Annotated in this window: 4 protein-coding genes and 1 pseudogene; all 5 read right to left on the reverse strand. The window is 60.8% G+C overall.

The annotated features are described in order from the left end of the window. Positions 1-350 precede the first annotated feature (350 nt). A complete protein-coding gene (narI, locus tag QP934_RS11135; RefSeq protein ID WP_150851142.1) occupies positions 351-1,130 on the reverse strand; it encodes a respiratory nitrate reductase subunit gamma in 780 nt (259 codons plus the stop codon). Between the two features lie 9 nt (positions 1,131-1,139). After that, positions 1,140-1,961 (reverse strand): nitrate reductase molybdenum cofactor assembly chaperone, encoded by an 822-nt coding sequence (gene narJ / locus QP934_RS11140; protein WP_419127560.1) that lies wholly within the window; start codon positions 1,959-1,961, stop codon positions 1,140-1,142. An 8-nt stretch (positions 1,962-1,969) separates the two neighbouring features. Then, a complete protein-coding gene (gene narH / locus QP934_RS11145; protein WP_419127561.1) occupies positions 1,970-3,562 on the reverse strand; it encodes a nitrate reductase subunit beta in 1,593 nt (530 codons plus the stop codon). Continuing rightward, positions 3,562-7,299 (reverse strand): nitrate reductase subunit alpha, encoded by a 3,738-nt coding sequence (locus QP934_RS11150; protein WP_419127562.1) that lies wholly within the window; start codon positions 7,297-7,299, stop codon positions 3,562-3,564. The genes narH and QP934_RS11150 overlap by 1 nt, the downstream gene beginning before the upstream one ends. A 13-nt stretch (positions 7,300-7,312) precedes the next feature. Next, positions 7,313-8,560: pseudogene (locus QP934_RS11155) on the reverse strand (nitrate/nitrite transporter); the annotation flags it as partial. Positions 8,561-8,684 lie beyond the last annotated feature (124 nt).

Genomic DNA, 8,684 nt, shown 5'->3' on the forward strand with positions numbered 1-8,684 from the left:
ATAAGAGACAGCCTCTCGCCGCTCGGCCCTCCCGCCCTTCGCGCTCACCAGCGACCGTTCGTGGTCACATTTGGTGCCCACCGTGAGCGCGAAGGGCGGGTTTGTGCATTCGTCCATCCTTCGCGATCACGGAGGCGGCGATTTCGCGCTTGCTGCGGCTCTCAGTGAGCGCGAAGGGTGGGGAGGTAGCCGCTCCTCCCTTGGCGCTCACGGGCGGAGGTGGTGGGCTAGGTCAGCGGCTGCCGGTGAGCGCGAAGGAGGGTGGGGAGGGCGAGGGCGCGAGGGGAGGGTATGAGAAAACCGCCGCGGGTCCCGAGAGACGGCGCGGCGGCTGAACGTGAGGGGATTAGTTAGGCTCCGTGTCCCGGAGTTTCGCCCTCGAGTTGCTTGCGGTTGGAGCGGATGGGCTCCCACGCGGTATTAGAACGCATCGGGGTGGTGCGATTATCGCGGGAGCGGTAGACCACGTACGGGCGGGTGACGTAACCAACCGGTGCAGAGAAGGCATGCACGAGGCGGGTGAAAGGCCATACCGCGATGATGGTGAAGCCCGCGAGAACATGGACCTTGAACTGCCACGGGGCATCGGCCATGAGCTCCGGCTGAATATTGAAGATGAGCAGCTGGCGCAGCCACGGCGAGATGGTCTCGCGGTAGTCGTAGCCGCCGGTACCGGCGACATCGAAAAGCTGCAGTGTAAAGGTGGCAAAGGAACCAGAAATCAGTGCCAAGGCCAGGAAGACGTACATGACCTTGTCCGAGGTGGAGGTGGACAAGAATACCGAGCGGTTCTTCAGGCGGCGGTAGAGCAGGCCGGCGAAGCCGAGGAGGACGGCCAGAGCGGCGATGGAACCTGGAATGGTCGCGAGCAGGTGGTAGGCGTGATCGTTGATACCGACAGCGCGAGTCCAAGACTTGGGGAATGCCAAGCCCATGAGGTGGCCGATGATGACAAAGACCATGCCCCAGTGGAAGAGCGGGGAAGACAAGCGCAGCAGCTTGGACTCATAGATTTGGGAGGAGTGGGTGGTCCAGCCGAATTGGTCGGAGCGCCACCGCCAGAAGATGCCGACGATGAATGCGGCGATGGCCAGCCACGGGAACGCACCCCAGAGGAAGTTATCAAACATTGTGTGTCCTTAGACGAGGTCAGGTTGGGTGGTGGGGAAGGGAAGATCGGCGATGCCCACCATCTCGGCAGGCGGGCCGGTGCGGATGAGGTCCACGTACTTTTGGGCGGTATCGGTGTCGATTTCCGGCAAAGCTTTGCACAGCGCGACGACCAGGCTGATATAGGGCGAACCAACGTGCGACAGCGCAGCGCGCAGTACCTCGATGCCTTCGCGGTAGCTGGCGACGAGCTCGACGGCACGGTCATGCTCGGCGCCCTCGGTCATAGCCAGCGCCTCCAGGACTACGCAGAGGTGATCCGGCAGTTCATCGTCCGAAATATGGAAACCGAGGGACTCCAGTTGCTCGCGGAAGGACAAGATGGCCATGCCGCGCTGGCGCGTATCGCCCACTGCGAAATAGGACAAATACAGCGAACAGCGGCGGCGCTGATCGAAGGTTTCCACGTAGTGCTCTTCGAGCCCGCGCGGGCCCACGCTGCGCGCCCACTCGGCGAAGTCCACGAAATCGCTGGCGATGGCCAGCGGCAACTGATCCACCTGCTCCTCCACGATGGCTAAGCGGTCCATAATGTCCGCGCCGGGGTAGTCCAGCAGGACGGAGACGGCCATAGCGACAATGCGGCGTTGCTCCTCCGTGACGTGCACAGGCGTGACGAACTCGTGCGGTACCTTGCCGGTATGGGTGCGCAGGGTCTTTTCGACGTCCTTGGCGCCGCCCATCGTGCCAATGCCGGCTGGGGTGCCGAAGCCGGCCACGGGGGCGTCGGCAAGCGGGGGCTTGGGCGCGAGCGTGGCTTGGCGTTTGCGGAGCTTATCCAGAATATTCATGGTTGCTCCTAGTCCTTGGGTGGGAACATCGAATCGGGGCGGTCACCGGTCCAAGACAGCAGTGAAACCTTGCCCTGCGGCGCGGAACTGTGGGTGCAGGCCTCGGGGGCGCCCATGCCCAGGTCGTGGAATACGTCCTCGGACGCCTGAGCAGGGTCGACGTCGCCGAAGGGATCCAGGTTCGCGATTCCGCGGGGTGTTTCCGGGGAGGCAGTTGGAATGACGTAGCGGTCATCGTATTTGGCAATGGCCAGCAGGCGGTACATTGCCTCAATGTCCTTGCCGGTCATGCCCACGGCTTGGGCGATCTCTTCCTGCGGCTCATTGCCCAGGTTGATATCGCGCATATAGGAGCGCATGGCGACGAGGCGGCGCAGGGACTTTTCTACCGGCACGGTATCGCCGGCGGTGAAAAGGCCGGCGAGGTATTCCAGTGGAATGCGCATATTCGACAGTGCGGAGAAAAGGATCTTGTGGTCCTCGCCGTCGTTTCCGGTGGCGGTTACCTTGTCCACGATGGGGGACAGCGGCGGGATATACCAGACCATCGGCAGGGTGCGGTACTCCGGGTGCAGCGGCAGGGCCACGCCGTATTTAAAGATGAGGTCGTAGATGGGGGACTGCTGTGCAGCGTCGATCCAGGAGTGCGGGATTCCCTCGGCCTCGGCGGCGCGAACGACCTCCGGGTCATGCGGATCGAGCATGATGGACTTCTGTGCCTCGAAGAGATCCTGCTCGTTCTCGGTAGCGGCGGCCTCGGCTACGCGGTCTGCGTCATAGAGGATGACGCCGAGATAGCGCAGGCGGCCCACACAGGTCTCGGAGCACACGGTGGGCTGGCCCACCTCAAGGCGCGGGTAGCACAGGGTACACTTCTCGGCCTTGCCGGTCTTGTGGTTGAAGTAAACCTTCTTATAAGGGCAGCCGGATACGCACATGCGCCAGCCGCGGCAGCGGTCCTGGTCCACGAGTACGATGCCGTCTTCGGTGCGCTTGTACATCGCGCCGGACGGGCAGGAAGATACGCAGGTGGGGTTCATGCAGTGCTCGCAAATGCGCGGCAGATAGAACATGAACGAATCCTCGATTTCCTTTTTAACCTCGAGGTTCATCTCGTGCAGGACTGGGTCATTATCTAGGGTGGCAGTGGAGCCGCCCAGGTTATCGTCCCAGTTGGACGACCACTCAATCTTATTGATATCGCGGCCGTCGATTTGAGAGACCGGCTTGGCGGTGGGCTGGGTCTTTTGCCCAGCTTCAGCGCCCATCAGATCCTCATACTGGTAGGTCCACGGCTCGTAGTAGTCCTGGATGGTGGGCAGGTTCGGGTTGTGGAAGAGCGTAGCCAGCTTCTTGAGGCGACCGCCCGCCTTCGGCTTGAGCTTGCCGGACTGGGTGCGCTCCCAGCCGCCCTTCCACTTTTCCTGGTCTTCCCAGGTGCGTGGGTAGCCAACGCCGGGGCGGGTCTCGACGTTATTGAACCAGATATATTCGGTGCCTTCGCGGTTGGTCCATGCCTGCTTGCAGGTGACCGAACAAGTGTGGCAGCCGATGCACTTGTCCAGATTCATAATCATGGAGATCTGGGCCATGACCTTCATTAGTAGGAAACCTCCTGGGAACGGCGGCGAACGCGGGTGACCTCATCGCGGTTATTGCCGGTGGGGCCGATGTAGTTGAAGTGGTAGGTCAGCTGGCCGTAGCCGCCAGCAATGTGGACCGGTTTGATGGAGATGCGCGTCAGCGAGTTGTGGGTGCCGCCGCGGCGGCCGGTGTGCTCATTGAGCGGGGTGCCGACGGTGCGCTCCTGTGCGTGGTTGCACAGCATTGTGCCCTCCGGAATGCGGTGGGAGACGATGGCACGTGCGGAGACAACGCCATTGCGGTTATAAACCTCGACCCAGTCGTTATCGGCCACGCCAATCTTCTCGGCATCCTTATTAGACATCCAGACCACCTGGCCACCGCGGGAGATGGATAGCACGTGCAGATTGTCAAAGTACTGCGAGTGGATGGACCACTTATTGTGCGTGGTGAGGTAGCGCAGGGTGACCTCAGCTTCGCCGCGGTCATTGCGCAGGCTCTCGCCTGGGGCAAACTCGCCGTGCATGTGTACGTGATCCAACGGTGGGCGGAAGATAGGTAGGGATTCGCCGTAGTCCATGTACCAATCGTGGTCGATGTAGTACTGCATACGGCCGGTGAGCGTGTGCCAGGGTTTTTCAAACTCGACGTTGATGGAAAATGCGGTGTAGCGGCGCTTATTGCGCTTATCCGCGGTCCATTCTGGCGAGGTAATGACTTCCTTCGGCCGCTCCTTGATGTCATCCCAAGTGATGCGGACATCTTCATCGGCGGTGCCCAGCGGGGTAAGGTCTTTGCCCGTGCGGGAAGACAGGTATTCAAAGCCTTGCTTGGCCAGCTCGCCATTGGATACACCCGAAAGGTGCAAAATGGCGTCAATAACCTTGGTGTCCTTGCTCAGGTCCACCAGTTCGCCCATGGAAGTTTCGGAGGTGCCACAGATGAGCTCGAGCTCCTTGACCTGCTTTTCCACGTTGAACTTCGTGCCATGGACTCCGGTGCCCAGCTTGGCCGGCAGCGGGCCCAGGTGCGCCCACTTCTCATAAATCTTGGTGTAGTCACGCTCGACAACATGCAGCTTCGGCATGGTGACACCAGGGATGAGCCCCTGCTTGTCGACGTCCGGCACCACACCGTTGGGCATTCCCAGCTCGTCCGGGGTGTCATGGTGGCTGGGCTGGGTGATGACATCGCGCTGCACGCCGAGCCACTTGGTGGCCTTATCAGAAAGGGCCGCCGCAAGATCGCGGAAGACCTCGTAGTCAGAGCGGGCCTCCCATGGCGGGTTAATGGCGGCGTTGAAGGAGTGCAGGTACGGGTGCATATCCGTCGAGGACATATCGTGCTTTTCGTACCAAGTAGCGGCCGGGAAGATGAGATCGGATACCAGCGTGGTGGAGGTATTGCGGAAATCCGTGGTCATCATGAGGTCGAGTTTGCCCTTAGGGGCTTCATCGACCCACTTGATGGTGCGCGGACGATCCTCTGGGGCGAGCTCTTCTGCGGTGGCGTCGGAGTCGATGCCAAGGAGGTGGCGGAGGAAGAACTCCGTGCCCTTCGCCGAGGAGCCCAGAAGGTTGGTGCGCCAATTAAGCAGGATGCGCGGCCAGTTTTCTTCTGCAGACGGGTTGTCATACGAGAATTCGAGACGGCCGCTTTCTAGCTCTTGGACGACGTAGTCATTGATATCCATGCCGGCTTCCTCGGCCTCGTCGGCAAGGAAGAGCGAATTGCGGTTGAACTGCGGGTAGGCCGGCATCCAGCCGCGGCGCATTGCCTCGGCCATGGTATCGGAGACCATCTTATCGCCGATGGAATCGCGCGAGGCCAAGGGCGATCCCAAGTGCGAGGCGCGCGAATTATCGTAGCGGTACTGCTCGGTGGCGAAGTAGTAGAAGCCGGTGGTGATCATGTGGCGCGGAGGACGCTGCCAGTCCGTTGCCATCGCCCATTGGGTCCAGCCATTGACGGGACGTAGCTTCTCCTGGCCCACATAGTGAGCCCAGCCACCACCGTTGACGCCCTGGGTGCCACACATAGAGGTCAGTGCCAGGAAGGTGCGGTAGATGGTATCGGCGTGGAAGTAATGGTTGACGCCAGCACCCATGATGATTTGGGAGCGGCCCTGGGAATCCGCGGCGTTTTGGGCAAACTCGCGGCCAATGCGGATGGCGGCATCCGCCGGAACACCGGTGAGTTCTTCCTGCCAGGCTGGGGTGCCGACCTCGCTGGCGTCGTGGAAATCCTTCGGCCACGAGCCCGGCAAGTTGAGCTCAGCGCGGTTGACGCCATAGTGGGCAAGCATGATGTCGAAGACGGTGGTGACTAGCTTGCCGTCCACTTCGCGTACCGGTACGCCGCGGTGGACGACGCCGGCGCCAATCGGCTTGCCGGTTCCCACGTCTTCCGGATTGGTGTCCAAGTCGAAACGCGGGAATAGCACCTCGGCGGTGTCGAAGCGGTCGGTTTCTGCGATGGACATGACCGGATCCGCATTATCGAGCGCGAGGTTCCACTTGGAAGATTCGTTATCCCAGCGGTCAGCCACGGTGCCGCCTGGGTCGACGACGTGACCGTTTTCCTCCATAACGAGGCCACGGTGAGTGGAGTTGGGGGTGGAGTTGAGGGAGGCGTCGGAAAGCTGGGCAGCGGTGAGGAACTTGCCTGGGGTGTAAGTGCCGTCGCCGTGGTCATCGAGGGCGACGAGGAACGGAGAATCGGTGAACTTACGCATGTAGTTCAGGAAGTACGGTTCCTGGCGGTCCACATGGAAGGTCTTGAGAATGACGTGGCCCATGGCAAAGGCGAGGGCGGCGTCAGTGCCCGGCTCGATGCGGGCCCATTCATCAGCGAACTTGGTGTTATCCGCAAAGTCGGGGGAAACCACGACCACCTTGGTGCCCTTATAGCGGGACTCGACCATAAAGTGCGCATCCGGGGTACGGGTGACGGGGATATTGGAGCCCCACATCATGAGGTAGGACGAGTTGTACCAGTCACCGGATTCCGGAACATCGGTCTGGTCGCCGAAGGTCTGTGGGGACGCCGGCGGCAGGTCGGCGTACCAATCGTAGAAGGACAGGGCGACGCCGCCAATGGACTGCAAGAAACGCATGCCTGCGCCATAAGAAATCTGGGACATCGCCGGAATCACGGTGAAGCCATTAATGCGGTCAGGGCCGTACTTGCGGATGGTGTACACGTGCGCGGCCGAGGCAATGTCGATGGCCTCTTCATAGGAGATGCGGATGAGTCCGCCCTTGCCGCGCTGGGAGATATAAGCCTGGCGCTTTTCCGGGTCCTCCTGGATCGCGCGCCACGCCAAGACGGAATCTCCGTGCTTGGCCTTTTCCTCGCGGAACATGTCTACCAGCACGCCGCGGGCATACGGGTAGCGCACACGAGTAGGCGAGTAGGTGTACCACGAAAAGGATGCGCCACGAGGGCAGCCGCGTGGCTCGTATTCCGGCATGTCATTGCCGGTGGTGGGGTAGTCCACTGCCTGGGATTCCCAGGTGATAACGCCGTCTTTGACGTAGACCTTCCACGAACATGAACCGGTGCAGTTCACGCCGTGGGTAGAGCGCACCATCTTGTCGAACGCCCAGCGGTTGCGGTAAAAGACGTCTGCCTGGCGACCGCCCTTGAGGAAGAGCTGCTGGCCAGAGTCGGTGGCTTCGCCCTTGCGCAGGTAGGCGCCGAGCTTAAATAGCGGATTCAGCTTGCCGTTTTCGGGGGAGACGTGAGTAGTCAAAGGGGGCTCCTAATTAGCCGGGGAACGGTGCGTTGGGGCGGGCATAGTAGATCCACACCAGCACGGTGGTAATTGCGAAGTAGACAACGCAGCCCCAGAAGAATGTGGCTGGGGCCATTGTGGATAGCAGTACGCCGACGACGAAGGGGCCGAATGCGCCGATGGCGCCGGTCCAGCCGATGACGCCACCAGCTTGGCGCTTGGGCAAAATCATGGGCATCTGCTTGAAGGTGCCGGCATTGCCGAGACCGGTAAAGAAGAACATGATGAGCATGGAGCCCAAGAACCACCAGAACTCATCCGGGCTAGAAGGGTTCAAGAACAGCGCGGATACGGCGGTAAAGACGGTCATGCCGAGGCAGCCGATGAAGGTCCAGATAGCGCCGCCGAACTTATCGCACAGCGGGCCCCAGAGCGCACGGACCAGCGCGCCGATGAGTGGTCCAAGGAAGGCGTAAGCGGCACCATTGGGCAGGTCATTAAAGCTGTCGGCGAACGACGATCCCTCGCCAAAGGTTTGATTGATAAGCAGCGCCATCTGGGCGGCGAAACCAGAGAATGCACCGAACGTCATGAAGTAGACAATCGTGAGAATCCAGGTGTTCTTATTGCCGAAGATATCGATCTGCTGGCGGAAGTTGGCTTTAACGGGAACATCCTTGAGCAGCATCCATGCCAGGATGGCGCCGACGATGGCCCACGGGACAAGGAAGATAGCGGGATTATGGACGAAAATATCGCCCTTATCGGTGCGCTGCGGGGCCACCATGCCTACGCCGAGCAGGGTAAAGCCCATCAGCCACGGGGCAACCAGCTGGATGAAGGAGATGCCGAAGTTACCGATGCCAGCCTGAATGCCAAGGGCAGTGCCGGACAGGCGCTTGGGGAAGAAGTAGCCGGTCGACGGCATGAATCCGGAAAATACGCCGCCGCCGATGCCGGAAATGAAGGACAGGACGAGCAGCCACCAGTACGGGGTGGACGTATCCTGCACCGCAAAAAACCAGCCCAGCATCGGGATGATGAACAAGAGCGAGGTGAAAAAGACCAGCTTGCGCGTGCCGATAATCGGGGGCAGGAACATGAAGATGAGACGGAAGATACCGCAGGCCAGGCCAGGAATTGCCGTCAGCCAGTAGAGCTGGCTTTTGGAGATATCGAAGCCGATTTGGTTTAGCTGCGGTGCGATCGCGGAGACGAGGTACCACGTGGCGAAGCCAATGATGAGAACGAAGGTGGAAATCCAGAGAGTCCGCCAGGCGTGCTGTCAAGGGGTGAATGCGCCACTTCGACCGGGAGGTAGTTGTGACGCGTTGGACTCCGAAGGATGTTAAGGATGCTGCTGTTGAGCGCGTGGTGGCAGGCGAGGCAGTTAGCCTGGTCGC

Source organism: Corynebacterium sp. MSK122, assembly GCF_030229435.2.
In the GTDB taxonomy this organism is placed as follows: Bacteria; Actinomycetota; Actinomycetes; order Mycobacteriales; family Mycobacteriaceae; genus Corynebacterium; species Corynebacterium marquesiae.